25 protein-coding genes are annotated in these 21,687 nt (G+C 39.3%); 22 read left to right on the top strand and 3 right to left on the bottom strand.

Features of this window, described 5'->3' with window-relative positions:
* Positions 1 to 204: 204 nt before the first annotated feature.
* Positions 205 to 1,095, bottom strand: coding sequence for a LysR family transcriptional regulator (locus tag ACSV5T_RS07955; RefSeq protein ID WP_156719924.1), 891 nt, complete (start codon positions 1,093 to 1,095; stop codon positions 205 to 207).
* A 196-nt stretch (positions 1,096 to 1,291) separates the two neighbouring features.
* Between ACSV5T_RS07955 and ACSV5T_RS07960 the strand changes: the two genes are divergently transcribed.
* Complete coding sequence (locus ACSV5T_RS07960) at positions 1,292 to 1,480, top strand: hypothetical protein (RefSeq protein ID WP_370815784.1); 189 nt, start codon at positions 1,292 to 1,294, stop codon at positions 1,478 to 1,480.
* Between the two features lie 23 nt (positions 1,481 to 1,503).
* Here ACSV5T_RS07960 and ACSV5T_RS07965 read toward each other — a convergent pair whose 3' ends face one another.
* Complete coding sequence (locus ACSV5T_RS07965) at positions 1,504 to 2,157, bottom strand: YigZ family protein (protein ID WP_438320735.1); 654 nt, start codon at positions 2,155 to 2,157, stop codon at positions 1,504 to 1,506.
* 342 nt (positions 2,158 to 2,499) lie between these two features.
* Between ACSV5T_RS07965 and ACSV5T_RS07970 the strand changes: the two genes are divergently transcribed.
* Together ACSV5T_RS07970 and ACSV5T_RS07975 are read left to right on the top strand one after the other, a co-directional pair.
* Entirely contained in the window at positions 2,500 to 4,674 is a 2,175-nt protein-coding gene (locus tag ACSV5T_RS07970) for a heavy metal translocating P-type ATPase (RefSeq protein WP_438320738.1), read from the top strand.
* A 191-nt stretch (positions 4,675 to 4,865) separates the two neighbouring features.
* On the top strand, positions 4,866 to 5,393 hold the full coding sequence (locus tag ACSV5T_RS07975) for an ECF transporter S component (protein ID WP_119208505.1): 528 nt from the start codon (positions 4,866 to 4,868) through the stop codon (positions 5,391 to 5,393).
* A 168-nt stretch (positions 5,394 to 5,561) separates the two neighbouring features.
* On the opposite strand, the gene ACSV5T_RS07980 is transcribed toward ACSV5T_RS07975, so the two are convergent.
* Positions 5,562 to 6,887 (bottom strand): FAD-containing oxidoreductase, encoded by a 1,326-nt coding sequence (locus tag ACSV5T_RS07980; RefSeq protein ID WP_370815786.1) that lies wholly within the window; start codon positions 6,885 to 6,887, stop codon positions 5,562 to 5,564.
* Between the two features lie 189 nt (positions 6,888 to 7,076).
* Here ACSV5T_RS07980 and ylxM point away from each other — a divergent pair, with 189 nt between their 5' ends.
* From ylxM to queA, 19 genes are all read left to right on the top strand, one after another.
* Positions 7,077 to 7,412 (top strand): YlxM family DNA-binding protein, encoded by a 336-nt coding sequence (ylxM, locus tag ACSV5T_RS07985; protein WP_105090321.1) that lies wholly within the window; start codon positions 7,077 to 7,079, stop codon positions 7,410 to 7,412.
* Positions 7,402 to 8,754, top strand: a complete 1,353-nt coding sequence (ffh, locus tag ACSV5T_RS07990) for a signal recognition particle protein (RefSeq protein WP_105090322.1) — start codon at positions 7,402 to 7,404, stop codon at positions 8,752 to 8,754. Before ylxM ends, ffh begins: the two co-directional genes overlap by 11 nt.
* 59 nt (positions 8,755 to 8,813) lie before the next feature.
* Positions 8,814 to 9,077 carry a 30S ribosomal protein S16 gene (gene rpsP, locus ACSV5T_RS07995; RefSeq protein ID WP_004695565.1) on the top strand — a complete coding sequence of 88 codons (264 nt, stop codon included), beginning with the start codon at positions 8,814 to 8,816 and terminating at the stop codon, positions 9,075 to 9,077.
* 21 nt (positions 9,078 to 9,098) lie between these two features.
* The gene (locus ACSV5T_RS08000) at positions 9,099 to 9,326 is read left to right on the top strand and encodes a KH domain-containing protein (RefSeq protein WP_009352618.1); all 228 of its coding nucleotides are present in this window, start codon (positions 9,099 to 9,101) and stop codon (positions 9,324 to 9,326) included.
* A gap of 14 nt (positions 9,327 to 9,340) precedes the next feature.
* Positions 9,341 to 9,748: a YlqD family protein gene (locus ACSV5T_RS08005; protein ID WP_105086221.1), complete on the top strand. Its 408-nt coding sequence runs from the start codon at positions 9,341 to 9,343 to the stop codon at positions 9,746 to 9,748.
* Positions 9,748 to 10,245: a ribosome maturation factor RimM gene (gene rimM, locus ACSV5T_RS08010; protein ID WP_105090323.1), complete on the top strand. Its 498-nt coding sequence runs from the start codon at positions 9,748 to 9,750 to the stop codon at positions 10,243 to 10,245. Before ACSV5T_RS08005 ends, rimM begins: the two co-directional genes overlap by 1 nt.
* A gap of 120 nt (positions 10,246 to 10,365) precedes the next feature.
* Positions 10,366 to 11,196, top strand: coding sequence for a tRNA (guanosine(37)-N1)-methyltransferase TrmD (gene trmD / locus ACSV5T_RS08015; RefSeq protein WP_370815787.1), 831 nt, complete (start codon positions 10,366 to 10,368; stop codon positions 11,194 to 11,196).
* Positions 11,193 to 11,846: an NAD(P)H-binding protein gene (locus tag ACSV5T_RS08020; RefSeq protein ID WP_105090325.1), complete on the top strand. Its 654-nt coding sequence runs from the start codon at positions 11,193 to 11,195 to the stop codon at positions 11,844 to 11,846. The genes trmD and ACSV5T_RS08020 overlap by 4 nt, the downstream gene beginning before the upstream one ends.
* A 74-nt stretch (positions 11,847 to 11,920) precedes the next feature.
* Positions 11,921 to 12,991: a hypothetical protein gene (locus ACSV5T_RS08025; RefSeq protein ID WP_370815788.1), complete on the top strand. Its 1,071-nt coding sequence runs from the start codon at positions 11,921 to 11,923 to the stop codon at positions 12,989 to 12,991.
* A gap of 10 nt (positions 12,992 to 13,001) precedes the next feature.
* On the top strand, positions 13,002 to 13,433 hold the full coding sequence (locus tag ACSV5T_RS08030) for a DUF350 domain-containing protein (protein WP_004695577.1): 432 nt from the start codon (positions 13,002 to 13,004) through the stop codon (positions 13,431 to 13,433).
* 11 nt (positions 13,434 to 13,444) lie between these two features.
* A complete protein-coding gene (locus tag ACSV5T_RS08035; protein WP_005387344.1) occupies positions 13,445 to 14,005 on the top strand; it encodes a hypothetical protein in 561 nt (186 codons plus the stop codon).
* A 14-nt stretch (positions 14,006 to 14,019) separates the two neighbouring features.
* Positions 14,020 to 15,321: a glutathionylspermidine synthase family protein gene (locus ACSV5T_RS08040; RefSeq protein WP_370815789.1), complete on the top strand. Its 1,302-nt coding sequence runs from the start codon at positions 14,020 to 14,022 to the stop codon at positions 15,319 to 15,321.
* 107 nt (positions 15,322 to 15,428) lie between these two features.
* Positions 15,429 to 16,001 carry an RNA methyltransferase gene (locus ACSV5T_RS08045; RefSeq protein WP_105086229.1) on the top strand — a complete coding sequence of 191 codons (573 nt, stop codon included), beginning with the start codon at positions 15,429 to 15,431 and terminating at the stop codon, positions 15,999 to 16,001.
* A 9-nt stretch (positions 16,002 to 16,010) separates the two neighbouring features.
* Positions 16,011 to 16,748: a YebC/PmpR family DNA-binding transcriptional regulator gene (locus ACSV5T_RS08050; protein ID WP_005387348.1), complete on the top strand. Its 738-nt coding sequence runs from the start codon at positions 16,011 to 16,013 to the stop codon at positions 16,746 to 16,748.
* Between the two features lie 200 nt (positions 16,749 to 16,948).
* Complete coding sequence (gene ruvC / locus ACSV5T_RS08055) at positions 16,949 to 17,443, top strand: crossover junction endodeoxyribonuclease RuvC (RefSeq protein ID WP_005387349.1); 495 nt, start codon at positions 16,949 to 16,951, stop codon at positions 17,441 to 17,443.
* Positions 17,443 to 18,051: a Holliday junction branch migration protein RuvA gene (gene ruvA / locus ACSV5T_RS08060; RefSeq protein ID WP_105090330.1), complete on the top strand. Its 609-nt coding sequence runs from the start codon at positions 17,443 to 17,445 to the stop codon at positions 18,049 to 18,051. The genes ruvC and ruvA overlap by 1 nt, the downstream gene beginning before the upstream one ends.
* A gap of 2 nt (positions 18,052 to 18,053) precedes the next feature.
* Positions 18,054 to 19,058 (top strand): Holliday junction branch migration DNA helicase RuvB, encoded by a 1,005-nt coding sequence (ruvB, locus tag ACSV5T_RS08065; protein WP_295825065.1) that lies wholly within the window; start codon positions 18,054 to 18,056, stop codon positions 19,056 to 19,058.
* A 2-nt stretch (positions 19,059 to 19,060) separates the two neighbouring features.
* Complete coding sequence (locus tag ACSV5T_RS08070; RefSeq protein ID WP_438320737.1) at positions 19,061 to 20,650, top strand: SpoIID/LytB domain-containing protein; 1,590 nt, start codon at positions 19,061 to 19,063, stop codon at positions 20,648 to 20,650.
* 11 nt (positions 20,651 to 20,661) lie between these two features.
* Positions 20,662 to 21,687 carry a tRNA preQ1(34) S-adenosylmethionine ribosyltransferase-isomerase QueA gene (gene queA / locus ACSV5T_RS08075; protein ID WP_295825061.1) on the top strand — a complete coding sequence of 342 codons (1,026 nt, stop codon included), beginning with the start codon at positions 20,662 to 20,664 and terminating at the stop codon, positions 21,685 to 21,687.

The following is a 21,687-nucleotide window of genomic DNA, read 5'->3' on the forward strand; positions in this document are numbered from 1 at the left end:
ATAGACCTTTAATACTATATGTTTATATTTATAGACTAGATGGTTTACAACATATAAAGATAAAAAGACCTAGTACATTATGTACTAGGTCTTCTTTTATGTATTGTATTAATGTTCATAACTGTACAAAATCTTATACGATAAGTTATAAATACAATATCATAAGTTATAAATCCCATATCATATGAATTTCTATCACATGGTTTAAACATATGCTTTGTAGAAATCAATAAATTGCTGTGCTACAGGGGATAAAGCATGGCCTTTAAGCGTAATAAATGCTTTTTTAAAATCGCCTGAGAATTCTGGCAACTTGATACGGGCCATTTTACGATGGTTAATGAGCTCTTTTGCATCCATAGGAACTAAAGACACAGTTCTCCCAGAGGATGCCCATTCGATGGCAGAGCTCTTAGTTGTAGTGATGGCAACAGCATTCAGTTGATCCATGTCAGTTAAGCTAGACTGCATAATCATTCGCACAGATCCACCAGAGAGGGATAAAGGACACTTTTTGATATCATCCCATGTGATGGTATCATGTTCACGATCTATCCAGAATACATCACGGCGGAAAATAGCGTATAAATGTTCCTCTTGAGTAAGAAGGATATCAAATTTATCAGTGTCTACCATTTGAATGTTTGCAATTCCCAGCTCTGCATTACCATTAATAAGTTGATTGACCACATTAGTCATTAGTCCTTCGTAGATTTCGAAGTGAACTGATGGGTATTTCATGGAAAAGGCTGGTAAGTATTGTTGTACGATTGGTGTGGAGCGCGATGCAGACGTAGCGATTCGCAATGTACCTTCAATACGTGAGTTCAACTGTTGTACTGCATTATATGTAGATTCTTCAATGGAGCATAGTTGTTGGGCTTTTTCATAGAAAATTTTACCAGCATCAGTCAGTTGTAAGTTTGATCCTCGTTGGCCGCGCTTGATATTGATGAGTTGAGCTCCAAATTCAGCTTCTAAATACTTTAATTGTTTACTTAAAGCTGGTTGTGTAATATGAAGAATCTCTGCGGCCTGCGTCATATTGCCCGTTTGAACGAGGGTAATAAAATTGTGGTAGTAAGATGTATCCATAGAATCTCCCTATTATACACAAAATAAGATAAATAAAAATTATAACGAACTAAGTAACAGTAATTTCACTTTTGATAAAATAGCGTATATACTATATTCATCAAGGAAAGAGAAAGAATAATGTGTTTAAAATAAACTTTCTATCCTTATCACAATTTTTAATATAATAACAGTGATTGAGAAAGTAGGTACTATCATGGGCGTAGTAAAAAGAACATTAAGTAAAGCAATTCGTAACTGGGAAGCACGTAGATTAATGACTGCACATAATGCAGGTGTTAGTCGTAAAAAACAAATTGAACGCGTATGGCCTCATCCATTAACTACAGAAAAACGTCATGAACTTGCTCAAGGCGTAAGTGGCTTAGTTCATAGCGAAAACTAATTACTATGTGTGTATCAGTTAGATTATTGTTCTAGCGGTAGCACCACTTCAATAGAATCTAATATAGTACAAGTAGCAGCTCCATGACTCATGTCTTGGAGCTCTTTTTGTATACGCTCTACATCAGCTGGTGGTACTAAGATGGTTATATCTACATGCTCGCCAAAGTTTGCTTCATAATGTAATTTTTGATCTTGCACGTATCTTTCAATGGCTCCATATAAGGAATAGTCGATGGTAGCCTGCAACTGAGTTCGTGTTGTGTGTAGTTCTTTAGGGGCAAGACGTAAGGTTTCCGCAACAGAGTGTGAATATGCACGAATCAAACCACCTGCACCTAATTTGATACCTCCAAAATAGCGCGTTACTACGACTGCTACATTGGTAATACCAGTTTTTTTGAGTACTTCTAACATAGGTTTGCCTGCCGTACCAGATGGTTCACCATTGTCAGAAGAGCGCTGTTGCTCTTGCGTTGGTCCTAATGCAAAGGCTGTACAATTATGACGGGCATCCCAAAATTCTTTGTTGATGCGGTTAATAAAAGCCTGCGCATCCTCTTCTGTAGAACAAGGGTATACAGTTGTGATAAAACGCGATTTCTCCACAACATATTCATGGCGAAATTCCTTCGCTACCGAAGTGAATTCTACAATAGGGCTTATTGATTCACACATAGATTCACCTCCTTTGGAATCAAAGTTTATGTTTATTCATCATCACTTTATTATAATCTATTTTTTTATACTATGTATAGGTGTATAGGTGGCAGGAGATTAATTCCCTTAGAAAAAGGAAATAACCCTCTAGATTTGGTAGGATATTGACGTAATGAGAATTTATGTTATTATGGAAGAGAGTCGCATGAATGAATACTCATGTAAAGGTGTTCATATAATAAACTATACGTGTTTATAAATACTCTATTACCGATGTATGATATGTCTACTATGAGTTTCTGACTTATATAGATATATAGGACATATATTTTTGAAATTCTAGTAGAAAGAAGTGATATGATGAGTAAGAAGAAACAAGAGTTTGATATTACAGGTATGCACTGTGCTGCTTGTGTAAAGCGTGTTGAAAATGTTGTTTCTAAGATCGATGGTGTAGAATCTGTAAAGGTTAATCTACTCACTCGTAAAGGCAGCGTTGACTACAAAGACGGTTCTAATGTAGAATCACAACAAGTTATTGATGCCATTACAAATATTGGTTTCGGTGCTAAAGAGGCAGATGAAACGAAGCAAGAAATAGAAAAGGTTAATTTAAAACCTCATATTACGCGTCTTATCATTGCTGCTTGTATGGCCGTACCGATGATGATTAACATGACATTACATCGTTTTGGCATTCAAGCCTTGCCAGTATGGGTAGAGTTCATTCTTGCTACCATTGCTCAGTTCGGCCCTGGCCTTATGTTCTATAAGAGTGCGTGGAGTGCGGTAAAGAATGGCGCCCTTACCATGGATGTTCTCGTTGTAATGGGTACGACTGTTGCTTATCTATTCAGTATTTATAATTGGCAGTTCCATCCAGAACTTGGGCCTCATGGCATTTACTTTGAAACCTCAGCTTGGCTCATTACATTCATTCTTCTTGGCAAACTTTTAGAAGAAATTGCCAAGGGGCGTACCTCTGAAGCACTTCAAAAATTGATTGCCTTGCAACCAGCAACAGCTCATGTATTGCGTGACGGTGAGTTCGTAGATATTCCTACATCTAAGGTTGTAGCAGGTGATATTTTACAAGTTCGTGCAGGCGAAAAAATTCCAGTAGATGGTACTATTACTGAAGGCTATTCTACTGTAGATGAAGCTATGCTTACCGGTGAAAGTTTGCCTGTAGAAAAACAAGTGGGATCTGATGTTATCGGTGCGACTATTAACTTGAGCGGTGCTTTCACAATGGAAGCAAAACGTATCGGCTCTGATACAATGCTCTCTCAAATCATCAAGGTCGTAGAGGAAGCGCAAACCTCTAAAGCAAGCATTCAACGTATTGCAGATATTGTTGCTCAATATTTTGTGCCTGCCGTTATTGGCCTTGCTGTTTTGACCGGCCTCGTATGGTACTTCATTATGGGCGACTCTATTAATGTAGCTCTCATTAATGCTACAGCAGTGCTTGTTATCGCTTGTCCTTGTGCACTTGGTCTCGCTACACCAACATCTATTATGGTAGGCTCTGGCTTAGGTGCGGAGCATGGTGTTCTCATCAAGAGTGCAGAATATCTTGAAAAAGCTGGTAAACTCGATGCCATCGTTATGGATAAAACTGGCACTCTTACACAAGGTGTTCTCGATGTAACGGCTTTCAAAAATTATAATGGTGATGAAAGTATAAATATGTCCCTAATGATGGCCCTTGAAAGTGGTACATCGCATCCAATTGCAAAGGCCATGGTTTATTATGGCGAAGATCATGGTTATAAAGGTAAAGCTGTAGAACTTGAAAGCTTTGGTGATGTACCTGGTAAAGGTTTGCAAGGCGCTTATCAAGGCGTGTCGGTACAACTTGGTCATAGTCGCTGGATGTCTGAATTAGGTTATGATTTAAGTGCCGTCCAAGATGATATTTTACACTATGAAGAACAAGGTGCATCTGTATCTGTTCTCGCTGTAGATGGCATTATCAGTGCCTTATGGGCTGTAGAAGATGAATTACGTCCAGAAACCATTGATGTTGTCAAAGAATTACATGCTCAAGGTATTGATGTATGGATGCTCACAGGTGATAATCGTCGTACTGCTCAATATATTGCAAAACAAGCGGGTATTACTCATGTAATTGCTGAAGTATTACCTCAAGATAAGGCTAGCAAGGTAATAGAGTTGCAAGATAAAGGCCTTGTAGTTGGTATGGTTGGTGACGGTATCAACGATGCGGCAGCTCTCGTAACTGCAGATATTGGTTTTGCTATCGGTAGTGGTACTGATATTGCTGTAGAAGCAGCAGATATTGTTCTTGTAAGAAATGACTTGCATACATTAGTACAAGCTGTACGCCTCAGTTGTAAGACAATGACAAATATTAAACAAAATCTATTCTGGGCATTGATCTTTAACTGCATTGGTATTCCATTGGCTGCTATCGGTGCATTAAATCCTATGATTGCAGGCACAGCAATGGCATTTAGCTCTGTAACCGTTGTGGGTAACTCTCTTCGTTTGAAACGAGCTAAGATTTAATTTAATTTGTATCTTATAACATATAATATTTGATAGAGTTGATTAAAGTTTATAAAGCACCTATACCATGGTATAGGTGCTTTATTTTAAATCTGACTATATATTTAAATCCTATGAAATTAGTGTTTTTAGACAGAGTGAGATTTGTTATACTAAATATAGTTATTCAGCTAAAAGAGAGGAGCTAGATTATGAAATTAAAGACGCGCGATATTGTATATATCGGATTTATTGCTGCCTTATGTGCAGTAGCAACAACAATTCGCATCGAAATACCGGGTGGTGCAATGGTTCACTTAGGATCTGCTGCATTATTTACATCATCCATTCTTTTTGGCGGTTTATATGGTGGTTTAGGTGCGGCTATTGGTTCCGCATTATTTGATCTCTTTGGTGGACATACGCAATACATTGTATTCTCTTTCTTTATTAAAGGTATTGCGGGTCTTATTGTAGGTGGTATGACAGCAGGTTACTTGCCACCATCCATTACAAAGCCCACAGCATCCTTTACACGTATTTTGATTGCTCTTATTATTGGTACAATTTGGACTGCATTTGGTTATTTCCTTGCATGGTGGTTTGTTCTTGAAAGTGCAGCCGTAGCAGCTAGCAAAATTCAATACTCCTTGATTACAAGTGCTGCAGGTATTGTGGTGGCTATTATATTGACACCTAAATTGCAATCTGTAGTTCGTAGATTATTTACAAAGAACTAACTATAGTAACTAATGATAAATTACTAAAAACTATATATTGCTAACTAATAACTAGTAATCTAAAATTGATCATTAGGCATAAATAAAAGAGTCACCCTTAACTTATGTATTCAAGTTAAGGGTGACTCTTTTATTTATTATATTAGATTATGTAGTTACTATTCTTACCTAGAAATTACAGAGATCATTTAAGTTTTCTGCCATGGTAGGATGTGTAAAGATTTGATTTTTGAAATATGTATACGGAATGTTGTTGTCCATAGCTACTTTAATTATGTTAATCAATTCTTCAGCACTTTGGGAATAGAGTGTAGCCCCGAGGATTAAATTGCTTTCCGCATCTACCACAATTTTGAAAGCCCCTTTAAGGTTGTCGTTTACATGAGCCCTTGGCATAGTGGCTACGAGCATTTCCTTTGTTTTAACAGTATAACCGTTGTTAATGGCTTCCTCTTCTGTAAAGCCTACACGAGCGAGTGGAGGTGTTAAGAAGGTGGTGTAAGGAATGTTTTTGCGATCTTTTAATGTATAGTGCCCATTACCTGTAAGTGCACCAAATACGATGCGGAAGTCATCGAGAGAAATGTAGGTAAATTGAGGACCGCCGTTTACATCGCCTACAGCGTATACACCTGGAACGGAGCTTTCACAAGTATCATTAACTACGATAGCACCGCGTTCATTAGTGGTGATATCAGTATTTTCTAAACCGATATTTGTAGTATTTGGTCTGCGACCTGTAGCATAGAGAACAGCGTCAAAGGTATAGTTTTCATTATTAGCAGTGATAATAGGCTTGTTGCCGTCATTAGATACAGAATTTAGTGTAACAGAGTTTAAAATAGTAATGCCTTGTTCTGCTAAGTATTCATTAGCTAATTCTTGAACGATAGGTTCTTCGCGTTTTAAAATGTTAGCCTCAATATTGAATACAGTAACTTTTGTACCTAGTTTAGCGTATAGGCTAGCAAATTCTAGGCCAATAGGACCGGCACCAATAATACCTAATGTACTAGGTTGAGGGGATAAATGTTGAATTTCTGTACTATTATAGAAACCTAATGCGGTATCGATACCATCAATGTTAGGTTTAATGGCTACAGCCCCTGTATTGATGATAATTGTGTCACCAGATAAAACAATTTTATCTTCCCCAGCTGTGACATCGATTTCTTTATTACTAATGAATTCGCCATGTCCAGTATATACATCGACATGTTCATTTGTATCTAACATACCGAAGTTTTTATTACGTAAACGAGATGTAACAACCTCTCGTTGGTTTAGTACTTGATCGTAAGATAAGCCTTTAGATGCGGCCACAATCATCGTCTTAGTAGGAATACATGCAATATTAATGCATGTGCCACCATACATGAGTGGATTTTCTTCAATCATGGCAACGGCTTTGCCCATAGAGCCAAATTTAGCAGCCAATGTTTTACCAGCTTTGCCGAAACCTAGGACGATAAGATCATAATGTTTGGTATTCATACAATACCTCCTATCTTTTATATTGAAAATATTAGATATCCTTATTATAGCATATTTGAGTATATATAAAAGTAAAATATGAAAATAATTATCTATAATTTAGATGTTAAGTATTTTTACTTGACACATCTTTTTTTATACTGTACCATATGTAAAGTAATATGACTTGACAGTGATGGAGGTGGCGAAATGGAAGAACGAGTGCTTATAAGTTTGCTCTTGGATTTCTATGGGCCATTATTGACGGACAAGCAACGCATGTCCTTACAACTTCACCACGAAGACGATATGTCCCTTGGAGAAATCGCTGAGGAACTAGGCGTATCACGGCAGGCTGTACACGATAATTTACAGCGTGCTCGACACATTTTAAATGATTACGAATCAAAGTTGCACTTGGTGGAACAATATGAACAGCGTGAAGGTTTGCTTTCACAATTGAAAGAAACCTTGCCTGAAGAGGTTCTAGCTGAAACTAAGGTGCAGAAAGTATTGGCGCAAATGGAGGGATATTATGGCATTTGATAGCTTGTCAGAAAAACTGCAAGAAGCCTTTCAATCCTTAAAGGGGAAGGGCAAAATTACAGAAGATGATGTCAATCTTGCGTTGCGTCAAGTACGCACAGCACTATTAGAAGCAGACGTTAACTTTATGGTAGCGAAGGACTTTGTTAAGTCCATTAAGGAAAAGGCCCTTGGTGAAGAGGTGTTCGGTTCTTTAAATCCTGCACAAACAGTTATTAAAATTGTAAATGACGAGTTGACGGCGCTATTGGGTGGTACACAAAGTCGTATCATGATTTCCAGTAAGCCTCCAACGATTATTATGCTCGTTGGTTTACAAGGTGCTGGTAAAACTACTACAGCTGGTAAGTTGGCAGTATATCTTCGCAAACAAGGTAAACATCCAATGCTCGTAGCGGCCGACGTATATCGTCCAGCTGCGATTACTCAATTACAAGTTGTAGGTAAGCAAATCGATATCCCAGTATTTGCTGATGAAACACCTGGTGCCAATCCAGTAGACATTGCACGTCGCGCCGTAGAGCAAAGCACGCATATGTTGAAAGATGTGGTTATCATCGATACAGCTGGTCGCTTGGCTATAGATGAAGTCCTTATGGATGAGTTATCCAACATTAAAGCCGCTGTTCGACCTCATGAAATTCTACTCGTTGTGGACTCCATGATCGGTCAAGATGCGGTGACAACAGCACAAACGTTTAATGAAAAATTAGGCGTTGATGGTGTTATCCTCACTAAACTCGATGGTGATGCGCGCGGTGGTGCTGCATTATCCATCAAAGCTGTAACAGGCTTGCCAATTAAGTTCACTGGGGTAAGCGAAAAAATGGATGGTTTCGATGTATTCTATCCAGACCGCATGGCTTCTCGTATCCTCGACTTGGGCGACTTTAAAACATTAATCGAAAATGTACAAGGCGCCATCGATGAAGAAGAAGCTCGTGAAATGGCTAAGAAAATGGCGAAAAACAATTTCACCTTGGATGACTTCTTGAAACAGATGAACCAAGTGAGAAAGTTAGGGCCATTACAAAATATTATTGGTATGTTGCCAGGCATGGGACAAATTAAGGATCAATTGAAAGACCTTGATTTGAACAGTAAAGAGGTGCGCCGTATTGAGGCCATCATTACATCCATGACGGCAGCAGAGCGAGAAAATCCAAGTATTCTTAATGGTTCTCGCCGCAAGCGTATTGCGTTAGGTTCTGGTACTCAGGTACAAGATGTAAATCGCTTGTTGAAACAATTTGAAGAAGCGCGGAAGATGATGAAGCGCATGCAAGGTTTACGTGGCGGTAAGGGCGGCTTCCCTGGAATGCCTAAATTACCGTTTATGTAATACATGGGCAGGGGCGCTGAACCTGTCCACCCATATCAGTATAAGGAGGTGAATTTCACATGTTAAAAATTCGTTTGACTCGTTTAGGTGCTAAAAAAGCTCCTTTCTACCGTATCGTTGTTGCTGACGCACGTGCTCCACGTGAAGGTCGTCCTGTTGACACAATTGGTCAATATGATGCTACTAAACAACCAGCTATCGTTAATGTAGACGAAGAAAAAGCTTTGGCTTGGTTAGCTAAAGGTGCTCAGCCTACTGACACTGTTCGCTCCTTGTTCAAAAAACAAGGCGTTATGCAAAAATTTGCTGACGCTAAAAAGTAATTAATAGAGAGGCATACTGTGATGATAGAATTAATTTCATTAATTGCGAAATCATTAGTGAAGCAGCCTGATGCCGTATCTGTTACCATGGTCCAAAAGGGGAATATGGAAGTTTACGAACTTCATGTAGCCCCAGAGGATATGGGCAAAGTCATCGGAAAGCAAGGACGAATAGCGAAAGCGATTCGCGCTGTGGTGAAAGCGGCGGCTATTAAAGAGAACAAAAAGATATCTGTTGATATTGTCTAAAAGGGAGTATTCCAATGGAAGAAATGACATTACGTGTCCCTGTAGCAGTAAAAGCAAAAGTAACAGAAGACTTGAAAGCGAAAATTGTATCTGATCTTGAAACTCGCCTTGATATGGTGAATAAAGATTTGGAAGCAATTGAGTTCCAAGCTCAACGTATTTTGGCTGATGCGGCTAAAGTTGATGCTACAAGCCTTACTGCAATTCGTCAACAAATCGACGAAGAGAAAAATAAACGCTTGGCTTTCAAAGAAGAAGTAACAGCTAAATTGAAAGACGCTCAAGAATTGTCCTTAGGAACTGAAATTCCTCAAGGTACATTAGAGCAAACAGTTACCGTTAAAATCGGGGATAATTTGGATGCCATGATGGGCGCTGAAATCCTATTAGAGGACGGTAAAATCGTTGCGTTTCGTCAATAATGAAGCCTAACGATTTCATCACAATAGGTGTTATCATCGCCCCGCACGGCGTGCGGGGTGATCTTCGTATTATGCCTCAAACCGATTTTCCAGAACGGTTTATGCATATGGATGCCTGTTACATCGATGGTAAAGAATACCACGTTGCATCCGCACGATTTCACAAACAATTTGTATTAGCATCCTTTAAGGAAATTCCTGATCGCAACACAGCTGAATTATTCGGTAAGAAAGAAATTCAAGTGCGTCGTGAAGATTTAGTGGAATTGCCAGAAGGTCGCTATTACATCTTTGATATTATTGGTCTCGAAGTACAAGATACAAAAGGCAATGTGCTTGGCACAGTGACTGATGTATTACAACCGGGTGCTAATGATGTCTATGTGGTTTCCAAAGATGGGGAACCAGATCAATTATTTGCAGCCATTGAAGATGTTGTTAAGGACATCGACGTGGAAAATAATTTAATGATCGTAGATCCGCCTGAATGGATATAATCCTTTAGGCGGTTTTGTTTTATCTACATATAGGTATATTATGGTAAAAGTTATATAATATAGCTATATATAGATAATGCTAATGAGTTTATGTGAGTTAATAAGTATAGGGGACGGTCTATGCGTATCGATATCGTATCTTTATTTCCTGAGTTTTTTGATGCCTTTTTTAGTCATTCCATCATAAAACGGGCTATCGAAGCAGAACGATTGTCTATGGCTGTAACTAACCCTCGAGACTTTAGTCATAATAAACATGGTCAAGTTGATGATACACCGTATGGTGGTGGGGCTGGTATGCTCATGATGGCACCTCCCATTTTTGAAGCGGTGGAATCTGTTATTGCTCAATATGACAATACGCTTAATAGTAGCTATACTACTGATGAGATGTGTGATGAAATGAGTCTTATTGGTAATCCTAGTGAAAGTATACGACGTCGTATTATTTTCATGGGTCCTACAGGCCAGCCTTTCACACAGGAGAAGGCTCGTGAACTAGCTACATACGATCAAATAGTCCTCATTTGTGGTCATTATGAAGGTGTAGACTACCGTGTAGAGGAACATTTAGTAGATGAAACGATTTCTATTGGTGATTATGTATTAACTGGTGGTGAGTTGCCAGCTATGGTTGTAGCCGATGCAGTAGCTCGCATGATTCCAGGTGTACTAGGTGCAGCGAGTGGGGCACAGGAGGATTCTTTTTATGAACCTTTGTTAGAATGTCCTCAATATACAAAGCCCCCTGAATTTAGAGGCTGGTCTGTACCAGATGTATTGAGAAGTGGTCATCATAAAAATATTGCTACTTGGCGTCAAAAAGAAGCACTTAAAAGAACTCGGTTGTTACGTCCAGATTTATTAGAACGTCCATTAACAAAAGAAGAGATTAAGCTTTTAAAAGAGATAGTTGAGGAAGAGTCTGTAAGACTTAAAGGTGAAGAATGAAAGCGTTAGTATTAGGCGCCACTGGTGCAGTGGGCCGTCATATTGTAGACACGTTAATTGATAATCATGAGATTCAAGACATTCATGTATTTGTACGTCGTCCAGTAACATATACATCTCCAAAGGTAACAGTTCATATTGTTAATTTTGATGAACCTCGTGAATGGGCACACTTAGTGACAGGGGATATTTTATTCTCTGCTATGGGTACAAACCGTAAACAAGCGGGCTCTAAAGAAGCACAATGGACCGTAGATTATACGTATCAGTATGAAATGGCACGCATTGCAGCTCAAAATGGTGTGAAAAAATATGGTTTAGTATCCTCTTTGGGAGCAAATCCAAAGTCTCCATTCTTCTATATGTCCATGAAAGGACAATTAGAAGATGTTATTTTAGAGTTGCCTTTTGAAGCGATTGTTATTGCTCGTCCAGCTACATTGATTCGAGAAGAACCTAAGTTGGTAGAACGCATTAGCTGTGCTGTATTTGGTGTTATCAACAAAGCTCATATATTAATGAGCCAAGAACCCGTAAAGACGGCTGATGTGGCCAATGTCCTTGTAAAAGCTACAATAGGTCAGCAGTATGGCATTTCCATTATTGAAAATGAAACGATTCATGAGCGGATAGGCTACTTTAAAGCTTAATTTCATTAAATCCCGTTTTGAAGAGGAAATAGGCCGAAATCCATATGATTTTGCCTATTCGAGCGAGGTTATGTATGGAGTTTAATTGTTATGATGTCCTTGAGGTTCAGGGCAGTCGTTATGTAATAACTGAAAAAATTAAATATAACGAGATTATTCCAAAAGCAGATCAGGAACAGGCCTATAAAGCTAAGCCGTCAATGCAAAAATCACCTGGTGATTATTGGCACGAATATGGCCTCGAGGCTGTAGAGGGAACAGATAAAATATGGGTCACCATTGAATACAATGATAATGAATGGTGCACTGTATCTAGAACATCTTATCGCAAACGAGCACCGAAGGGCTTTACATTACATCAAATCGGTTTAGAAAAGGTTGTAGCTGTAGATGGTGATAGTGGTGCTTCTGTAGGTGACCGGGCTGGCTACAAGGAATACCAATTGCCTTGTGAAGGCGGCGCTAGCGTATTCTTTGAAGAAAATTGGTTTAAAGGTGAGAAGATGTTCGCCGAAGGGGCACGTGTTCCTTTGAGGAATATTCGTCTCTGTAATGATGCGGAAGCTAATACTATTAGTAAAAAGAAACGGAATCAACGTCTAAAAAAACGCTTTGAAGGAGTTGCTACTTCTATAGGGATTGGTGCATTATTTTTACTATTTCTGTTTTGGTCGGACAATGATTTGTCTTGGCATAGTATACGTGCTATGTTTGGAGTGCCTTACACAGCAAAAGAACATATGCATGACACATCTGCATATTATACAAAAACAGATTCGGATAGCGACTATGTATACACGTCTACACTGGATACTGTTAGTACCGCATTAGATTTAATTGATTCTGTGAATGGTGATATTAAAAATGAGCGGGACAACTTAGAAGAGGGACATGAAGTTATTGTATTTTATTCTGGGGACTTGGTGTATATCATTACCAATACGGATGGACAAACTAAGGTTAAGGTATGTGAACAATCAAAATTGACACAAGAGGATTGGAAAATTATTGATCGTACATTAATCAGCTCTCATATACTCGATAACTATGCGACCATGGTTCGACTAGGGGATAATACGGGACGCGAACGGTTGTATCCTACCAGCAACTCTAATAACACATCCAATACAAAATTATATTATTAGGAGGCTTATTATGATTTATATACCAGATGTATTATTAACGATTTTTTATGCTTGTTTTGGAATTTTCTTAATGTTAACAGCTAATACTGTTATTGATTTCTTTGTACCCGGCAAATTCAGCGAAGAAATTAAACGTGGTAACTGTGCTGTAGCATGGCTCTCAGCGGGTTCATTTATCGGTATTGGTGAAATTTTGCGCGCTGTCATCATGTCTCCTGTAGTGACTACTGCTGATACATCTTTATTGCATGGTGTGGTGGCCAGTATCGTATATGCTATTTTAGGCATTATATTGTTTGTAACAGGCTATATGTTTATTAATTTATGGCATCGAAAATATAATTTATCTGAAGAGATTATGCGTGGTAATACTGCAGCAGGTATCCTCGTATTTGGTATCTTTGTAGGTCTTGCTCTCGTTGTTAGTGGTGCTGTGCACTAAGGGAGTGTCCTATGTATAAGCCAAGTAAGAAAACTCTATACATAACGAGTGCTTTTGCCGCTGTAGCGGGCCTCGTTGGTGTGTATTCATACTGGAATGACATTGCTTATGTTGTATGTGATAAAATTTATCCTGAAGCAAATGACGGGGAAGTTCGATTAAAGGATAATCAAGGTAATCGTTATTCTCTATTAAACCATGGAGATGGTAAAGAAACAGCTTTATATGATGATAACCGGTCTGTTACCTTTCACCGCGACACTAGTGGAAATTTAGTATGGGACGCTGGTTTAGCGGGGCTGTTACCTAGTATTGCAGCAGGCTACTATATTTTTCATGGATTTAATCCACCTACAGCGCGTATGGATGGACGAACTATGACCTATCGTGTGGCAGCCCCTTTAAAACCCTATGAGGAGCCTAATGTATATACAACAACAGGTTCAAATACGCATAGTTCTTTAGGACGACGTACCTATAAAGACTATGAGAAGCGTAGAAGTCAAAAAGCCTCTTCTATAGGTCAAAAGTCTGGTTTTGGTAGTGCAGGTGTACGTTCTAGTAGTTCCTAATGGAGGCCGATATTATGAAATCGTATATAGATGAACTTGATACGGATATATTGCCCTTTGTAGATTATGAAGGCTATGATGATCGGTATCCTGCGCTTTCTACACAATCTTTTCCGGCTGGTTTTTATGATGAAATTCGACATGCGTCGCGCATGTTATTTCAAATATTTTGTAAAGCCGCTAAGGTATTTCAACAGGCACCTGATGAGTTTGCTCTCAATATGGATATGCCCGAAAATTTGATTCCCTATTTACATCGTGGGAATCCATTGGGCTTACCTACATGGTTATCTCGATTTGACTTTGTCCTTGATGATAGAGGACAATTGCGCATGGTCGAGATTAATGCGGATACACCCTGCTTTCTAATTGAAAGTTATTATGCTAATGGTGTAGCGGTACGATATTTCGATAAAGTAGATCCTAATATAGATGCTTATAATGAACTTGAACGTTTTTTGAAACGCGTATATGAAGGAACATCTCGTAAAAAATATAGTGTGACTAATAAACAACATAATATGATGACGGATAATGAAACAGAACCCTTTGTTTTCGGGTGCTTTCATGATTATTTAGAGGACTATGGAACTACACAGTTTCTCTTACAGGCTATGAAATCAGCATGCCCAGAAGCAGATGTTCGATTCCTATCCTTTTATGATATGGTCATTGATGATGAGGGTATTCTATTATCTGACGGTGGTCATGTAGCCAATCTGTATCGTTTACATCCCATGGAACTATTGATTGATGAAACTACAGCAGATGGTGAACCACTAGGTGAAATGTTTTTAGATTTGTATAATGAATACCGCTTTAATCTATTTAATCCACCAGAGGCGATTATTTTACAGAATAAATCGTTTATGTCCTTAGTGTATGCTCTATACTTAACAAACCAATTTTTTACTGCCCCTGAGCGAGATATTATCGAGCGCTATTTGACGCCGTCCTATTTTGAAAGTGATTTCCCGAACCTTGATGATGGACTTTATATTCAAAAGGAAATTTGGGGCCGTGAAGGGCGAAATATTCAGGTTGTTCAAAAACGTGGAAATCAAGCTGAACTATACATGGAGAAATTTGTAGATAACTATGATGATATAGTTTGTCGGGACAGTAAAAAGGTTATGTATCAGGACTTTATTAAGCAGAAACACTTTACTCATACCGTAGATAGTGGTACGAAAGAAGGCTGTTTGACATTATCTTGCTTTATGCTTGGCGATCAAGCTTCTGCAGTCGGTTGTCGTTTTTCTCCAGAAGAGATTGCCGGCACTGAAGCATATTTTGTACCGCTTTTAGTAGATTAATTAGTATTTTAATTTTATGTTTTGTTTTAGTATCTCAATTTGGATAGTTTTATTTAACATTTACTGGATCAGATTGATATCGTTATTATTGTTGGAGATTTAAGGCGTTGGCTAATTTATATATTGGGCTTGTTCATTATCCAATTATGAACAAGCATAAAGAGGTCATTACGACGGCCATTACAAATTATGATATTCACGATATTGCACGAGCATCTATTACCTATGATGTATCTAAATATTTTGTGATTCACAATATACCTGCTCAGCGTGAGTTGGTGCGCACCATCATGGAACATTGGAAATCTGGATTTGGTTCTACATACAATCCAGATCGTAAGGATGCTTTCACCGGCGTGGAGTTGGTTAACTCTATTGCAGTAGCAGTGCGAATGATTGAAGACCTAGAAGGTATGAAACCTATTGTGGCGACAACAGATGCACGTACCTATGATAATACAATTTCCTATGCACGGATGCGTGAACATCTTGAAAATGAGGGGCGCCCTGTGTTAGTATTATTTGGTACCGGTTATGGTATGACAAAAGAAACGATGGAAAGCTTTGACTATATTTTAGAACCTATATATGGCCATGGTGAATACAATCATTTATCTGTGCGTAGTGCCGTTTCAATCATCTTGGATCGATTACGGGGCGAAGCATGGTGGAATAAATAGGAGGCGTCTATGTCAGGACATTCAAAATGGGCAAATATTAAACATAAAAAAGGTAAAACCGATGCATTGAAGGCTAAATTGGCTACGAAAATCGGTCGTGAAATTACTGTAGCAGCACGTATGGGTGGTGCCGATCCAACAGGTAATATGCGTTTGAAATTGGCTTTACAAAAAGCTCGTGAAAACAATATTCCTAAAGATAATATTCAACGTGCTATCGATAAGGGCGTTGGCGCTACGGATATGAACGCATACGAAGAAATCGTATATGAAGGTTATGGTCCTGCCGGTGTTGCCGTTACTGTAGAAGTTATGACGGATAATCGTAACCGTGCGGCTGCTGATGTGCGTCATGCTTTCTCCAAACAAGGTGGTAATCTTGGTGAAAGCGGTTGCGTAGGCTGGATGTTCAAATCTAAAGGCGTTTTCGTTATCGATAAAGAAGGTCATGACGAAGATGAATTGACTATGCTTGCTCTTGAAGCAGGTGCAGAAGATCTTAAGTCTGAAGATGATGTATTTGAAATTTATACTACTCCTGAAGACTATGATGCTGTAGAAGCAGCTCTTGCTGATGCGGGCATTGAAACAGAAGTAGCTAAAATTACAATGATTCCAGATACAACTATTGAGTTGACTGGTGATGATGCTGTAAAAATGCAAAAAATGCTCGACGTATTGGATGATCTTGATGATGTGCAAAACGTATATCACAATGGTATTTTGCCAGACGACGAAGAAGAATAATTATGATAAGGAGCACTTTAAAGGTGCTCCTTTTTTATGTATTTTTTAGAGAACCATTGGGAATATGAAAATTAATGAGTTTCTTATAAATTTTTCTATGGAAATTCATGAACTTCGATGTGGTATTGTGCTATAATAAAATAGATTATGTAATGGAGGTAGGCGACAGCTTATCTCATTTTTAAACTAAGGGGGTTAAGGTGCGAATTATAGGTATTGACCCAGGCACGGCTATATGCGGTTATGGCATTATTGACGTGAAGGGGAGCAAATTAACACCTGTAGCCTATGGGGCTATTACAACTCCTAAGGAATTAACAGATTCACAGCGGTTGGAAATTTTATTTAATGACCTAAGTGATATTCTAGAGGAATTCAAGCCTGATAAGTTCGGGGTAGAAGAATTATTCTTCAACCGCAATGTAACGACGGCCATCAAGGTCGGTCAAGCACGTGGTGTTATCTTATTAGCGGCTGAACAACAGCGTATTCCTATTTATGAATATACACCGCTGCAAATCAAGCAAGCCGTTACAGGTTACGGCAAGGCTGATAAGAATCAGGTCATTTATATGACAATGAATATTTTGGGGATTCGTGAGAAAATTAAGCCTGATGATACGGCAGATGCATTGGCTGTCGCTATTTGTACGGCTCATAGTTCTCACAATGATAGATTGAAGAGGTTGGTATAATGATAGGGTATGTACGGGGCATCGTAACACATCTCTTTAAAGAGTCTTGTTATGTAGATGTACATGGCGTAGGGTATCGTGTATATGTGCCGACCACTACGCGACAACAATTGATTGAAGGTCATGAGGCGATGCTATTCACGTATCTCAATGTACGTGAAGATGCGATGCAACTCTATGGCTTTTGGACGGAAGAGGAGTATGAGTTGTTTATTTTACTCATTTCTGTTTCTGGTATAGGGCCTAAGGTGGGGCTTGGCATCTTGTCTGGCATGACACCAGAGGCTTTCAAATTAGCTGTTATCAATGGCCAAGTGCAGCAATTAACGAAATTGCCGGGCATTGGTAAGAAGTCTGCAGAGCGACTTGTTCTTGAATTAAAGGATAAGTTAGCGAAGATGACGCATATATCTGCAGAATCACCAGCAGCCATACAGCCGATGGGCGTTGCTGCTAGTGGTGCTGCCGGTGAGGCCATTGAGGCTCTTGTGTCGCTAGGCTATTCAGAGCGAGATGTGGCTGATATTGTAGAGTCTTTAGATGATGGTAAGCGTGATGTATCTGAGTTGATTAAGGTCAGCTTGATTGAGCTTGGGAAAGGACGATAAGGATGAACGAAGAAGTACGCCTTGTCGGAAATGGCGAGCACGAAGAAGATATGTGGCAATATAGCTTGCGACCAAAATTCTTTAACGAATATGTTGGTCAAGAAGAGGCTAAAGGCAATCTAAATGTCTATATTCAGGCTGCAAAGCAGCGTGGTGAAGCATTAGATCATGTATTGCTGTATGGTCCACCAGGTCTAGGAAAGACTACATTAGCAGGTATTATTGCGAATGAATTGGGTGTTAACTTTCGCATAACATCTGGTCCTGCTATTGAAAAGTCAGGCGACTTGGCTGCGATCTTAACGAATTTAGATGATCACGATGTATTATTTATCGATGAAATTCATCGCTTGTCTCGCAGTGTAGAGGAAGTATTGTACTCTGCTATGGAGGACTATGCAATCGATATTATCATCGGTAAGGGCCCAAGTGCTCGAACGGTGCGCATCGATTTGCCAAAGTTTACTTTGGTAGGTGCTACCACACGAGCTGGGGCTTTGGCGGCACCATTGCGGGACCGCTTTGGGATTATTAACCGGTTGGAATATTATAAACAACCGGAATTAGAGTTTATTGTGACTCGGGCGGCAGAAATACTCCATATCGGTATTGAGTCGACTGGGGCCAGTGAAATTGCGCGTCGTTCAAGGGGAACGCCGCGTATCGCAAATCGTCTACTTAAACGGGTACGTGATTTTGCACAAGTCATAGGTGATGGGGTTATCACTCAAAGTATTGCAGATGATGCGTTACAGCGTTTATATATTGACAAAGAAGGGCTCGATCGAATCGATCGACGTGTGTTGGAGTGTATTATTGAAAAGTATGATGGCGGTCCGGTAGGAATAGATACTATTGCAGCTGCTATCAGCGAAGAGAGAGATACCATCGAAGATGTGTATGAACCATATTTGATGCAATTAGGATTTTTAGGACGTACACCGCGTGGGAGGGTGGCTACTAAACTTGCCTATGAGCATTTAGGTATTTCACAGACAGGGAAATAACAATGAAAACGAAACGATTACAATTGATGATAATGGCAACTTTGTTTTTAGGTGTAAATATTGGCGGTGCATCTGTTGCACAAGGGGCTACATTGCAACATAAAAGTGCAGTAGTGACTAAAAAGCCAACGCCGAAATCAACAGTATCTACAACAAATGTATCGAAAGTAAATTCGACGAAGCGGTCAACTTTTCGACCACTTGTAACTAAACCGGCTCCAAAGCCTGTGGCAAAAGTGACTCCGAAGTCAAATGCAACTAAGGCTGCAGCAACAGCTCAAAAACCTGTTGCAAAATCTACAGTTACTAGTGCCAAGGCTACAACGGTAAAACCAGCTGCATCTAAGGCTGTAAAAACTTCTGATGCCAATAGTATTAAAGCTAATACGGCTGCTATTACGCGTAATAAAGTAGGTTCTGTTGTTACACCTGCTACGGAGCGTGTAGAAAATGTACCAAATGTACGCGTGTTATTGGGTAGTCGCAGTTCTGATGCTACAGTTACATCTACTGCTAATATGGTTGTATTAAATGGTGCTAATGGTCAAGTTAGTACAATCAGTGCAAACCGTGGTACCTCTGTTGGTATTCGAAGTGGTAAAATTGCTGTCAATGGAAAGGCCATTGATACGGTAGTTACATTAAAACCAGCCAATAGTGATGCATCATTCTTGTTTGAAGGCAAAGGCTATCGTGGAGGACTTACATTACGTGCTAATAATGGAAAGATGATGGTCATTAATTCTGTACCTCTTGAAGATTATCTTTACGGCGTAGTTCCGCAAGAAGTCGTTCCATCTTGGCCAGCAGCTGCACTAGAAGCACAAGCTGTAGCTGCTCGAACTTATGCTCTTCATACTATGGAAGAGAATAAAGGTAAACTGTATGATGTAAGTACGTCCACAGATCACCAAGTCTATAATGGGGTTAGTGGTGAAACGCAAGCTACCACAAATGCAGTTAATAAAACAAAGGGTATGGTTATGTTATATAATCAACGCCCTATTAATGCTTTATTCCATTCTGATGGTGGCGGTTATACTGAAGATAGCGTCAATGTTTGGGGTAGCGATGTACCGTATTTGAAAGGTGTAAAGGATTTTAGTACTGGCACATCTACATCGAACTGGACAGTGACTACTTCTCGTCAGGCCCTTGAAAGTAAGCTTAACGCAGCTAGTAAAGGGGTTGGTAAATTGAAGAGCATTCAATTGACACCTCTTGGCAAGCCAGGTCAACAAACATCTGACCGCGGTGTATCTGGCCGAATTAAGAGTGCTACTTTCATAGGTACCTCTGGCAAAACGACTATTGATGGAGATTCTTTACGCAGTATTTTAGGCTTGAAATCAACACTATTTGATTTTTATGTAAATTATAACCCAGCTAAAGGTACGGGTAAGGCGTATCATAATTTTACTGGTAGCAATGATACTGTCTATATTAAAGGCCACGGTTGGGGACATGGTCTTGGTATGTCTCAATGGGGCGCTGCAGAAATGGCTAAGCGTGCGACACCAGGGGATACAAATTATTACCAAACTATTTTGCGTCACTACTATAGTGGCATTACATTAAAGAAAATGTACTAATAAGGATTGCGATGAAAGTTACAGATTTTGATTATGAATTACCAGAGGAACTAATTGCTCAACATCCTGTAGAGCCTCGTGATACAGCGAGACTGTTGACCTTAGACAAGGTTACAGGTGAGGTTGCGCATAAAGAGCATTTTTACGATTTGCTAGATGAACTTCACGAAGGGGATGTACTTGTATTTAATAATACAAAGGTTATTCCTGCGAGATTATATGGCCAACGTCAAGGCTCTGGTGGCAAGGTTGAGGTATTGCTCCTCACACCATGTGGTGAAAATCGCTGGGAATGCCTTGTTAAACCTGGTAAAAAATGTCCTATTGGTCAAGTTATCGAATTTGATGACCGATTAAGTGGGACCGTTATAGATAAAACTGAGTTTGGAGGTCGTATCATTGAATTCACTTGCGATGGTGTATTTGATGATGTGATACAAGAAATCGGTGAAATGCCATTACCTCCATATATTCATGAGAAGCTAGAAGATAAAGATCGTTATCAAACCGTTTATGCTAAGGAGAAAGGTTCAGCTGCAGCTCCAACAGCAGGGCTTCACTTTACACCTGAACTATTAGAAAAGATAAAAGCGAAAGGTGTAGAGTTAGAATTTGTTACATTGCATGTTGGCCTTGGAACATTTAGACCTGTATCAGCAGAGACAATTGAGGACCATGAAATGCATAGTGAGTTTTTCGTCGTTTCTCAAGATACAGCTGATCGTATTAATGCGGCTAAAAGAAACGGACGCCGTATTATTGCGGTAGGTACTACTTCTGTGCGTACCCTTGAGTCTGCTACCAATGATGACGGTATACTACAAGGTATTAGTGGATGGACTCAAATCTTTATCTATCCTGGTTATAAATTTAAGATGATTGATGCATTGGTAACGAATTTCCATTTGCCTCAATCTACATTGTTAATGTTAATTAGTGCATTAGCCGGTCGTGAACATTGTTTAGCGGCCTACGAAGAAGCTGTTCGAGAACGTTATCGCTTCTTTAGCTTTGGCGACGCTATGTTTATTCGTTAG

Source organism: Veillonella sp. ZSJB6, assembly GCF_051549505.1.
Taxonomy (GTDB): domain Bacteria; phylum Bacillota; class Negativicutes; order Veillonellales; family Veillonellaceae; genus Veillonella.

What these genes read in the sequence shown, in the direction of transcription:
- ACSV5T_RS07955 (WP_156719924.1), bottom strand. Translation starts at nt 1,095, where the DNA reads ATGGATACATCTTACTACCACAATTTTATTACCCTCGTTCAAACGGGC.
- ACSV5T_RS07960 (WP_370815784.1), top strand. Translation starts at nt 1,292, where the DNA reads ATGGGCGTAGTAAAAAGAACATTAAGTAAAGCAATTCGTAACTGGGAA.
- ACSV5T_RS07965 (WP_438320735.1), bottom strand. Translation starts at nt 2,157, where the DNA reads ATGTGTGAATCAATAAGCCCTATTGTAGAATTCACTTCGGTAGCGAAG.
- ACSV5T_RS07970 (WP_438320738.1), top strand. Translation starts at nt 2,500, where the DNA reads ATGAGTAAGAAGAAACAAGAGTTTGATATTACAGGTATGCACTGTGCT.
- ACSV5T_RS07975 (WP_119208505.1), top strand. Translation starts at nt 4,866, where the DNA reads ATGAAATTAAAGACGCGCGATATTGTATATATCGGATTTATTGCTGCC.
- ACSV5T_RS07980 (WP_370815786.1), bottom strand. Translation starts at nt 6,887, where the DNA reads ATGAATACCAAACATTATGATCTTATCGTCCTAGGTTTCGGCAAAGCT.
- ylxM (WP_105090321.1), top strand. Translation starts at nt 7,077, where the DNA reads ATGGAAGAACGAGTGCTTATAAGTTTGCTCTTGGATTTCTATGGGCCA.
- ffh (WP_105090322.1), top strand. Translation starts at nt 7,402, where the DNA reads ATGGCATTTGATAGCTTGTCAGAAAAACTGCAAGAAGCCTTTCAATCC.
- rpsP (WP_004695565.1), top strand. Translation starts at nt 8,814, where the DNA reads ATGTTAAAAATTCGTTTGACTCGTTTAGGTGCTAAAAAAGCTCCTTTC.
- ACSV5T_RS08000 (WP_009352618.1), top strand. Translation starts at nt 9,099, where the DNA reads ATGATAGAATTAATTTCATTAATTGCGAAATCATTAGTGAAGCAGCCT.
- ACSV5T_RS08005 (WP_105086221.1), top strand. Translation starts at nt 9,341, where the DNA reads ATGGAAGAAATGACATTACGTGTCCCTGTAGCAGTAAAAGCAAAAGTA.
- rimM (WP_105090323.1), top strand. Translation starts at nt 9,748, where the DNA reads ATGAAGCCTAACGATTTCATCACAATAGGTGTTATCATCGCCCCGCAC.
- trmD (WP_370815787.1), top strand. Translation starts at nt 10,366, where the DNA reads ATGCGTATCGATATCGTATCTTTATTTCCTGAGTTTTTTGATGCCTTT.
- ACSV5T_RS08020 (WP_105090325.1), top strand. Translation starts at nt 11,193, where the DNA reads ATGAAAGCGTTAGTATTAGGCGCCACTGGTGCAGTGGGCCGTCATATT.
- ACSV5T_RS08025 (WP_370815788.1), top strand. Translation starts at nt 11,921, where the DNA reads ATGGAGTTTAATTGTTATGATGTCCTTGAGGTTCAGGGCAGTCGTTAT.
- ACSV5T_RS08030 (WP_004695577.1), top strand. Translation starts at nt 13,002, where the DNA reads ATGATTTATATACCAGATGTATTATTAACGATTTTTTATGCTTGTTTT.
- ACSV5T_RS08035 (WP_005387344.1), top strand. Translation starts at nt 13,445, where the DNA reads ATGTATAAGCCAAGTAAGAAAACTCTATACATAACGAGTGCTTTTGCC.
- ACSV5T_RS08040 (WP_370815789.1), top strand. Translation starts at nt 14,020, where the DNA reads ATGAAATCGTATATAGATGAACTTGATACGGATATATTGCCCTTTGTA.
- ACSV5T_RS08050 (WP_005387348.1), top strand. Translation starts at nt 16,011, where the DNA reads ATGTCAGGACATTCAAAATGGGCAAATATTAAACATAAAAAAGGTAAA.
- ruvA (WP_105090330.1), top strand. Translation starts at nt 17,443, where the DNA reads ATGATAGGGTATGTACGGGGCATCGTAACACATCTCTTTAAAGAGTCT.
- ruvB (WP_295825065.1), top strand. Translation starts at nt 18,054, where the DNA reads ATGAACGAAGAAGTACGCCTTGTCGGAAATGGCGAGCACGAAGAAGAT.
- ACSV5T_RS08070 (WP_438320737.1), top strand. Translation starts at nt 19,061, where the DNA reads ATGAAAACGAAACGATTACAATTGATGATAATGGCAACTTTGTTTTTA.
- queA (WP_295825061.1), top strand. Translation starts at nt 20,662, where the DNA reads ATGAAAGTTACAGATTTTGATTATGAATTACCAGAGGAACTAATTGCT.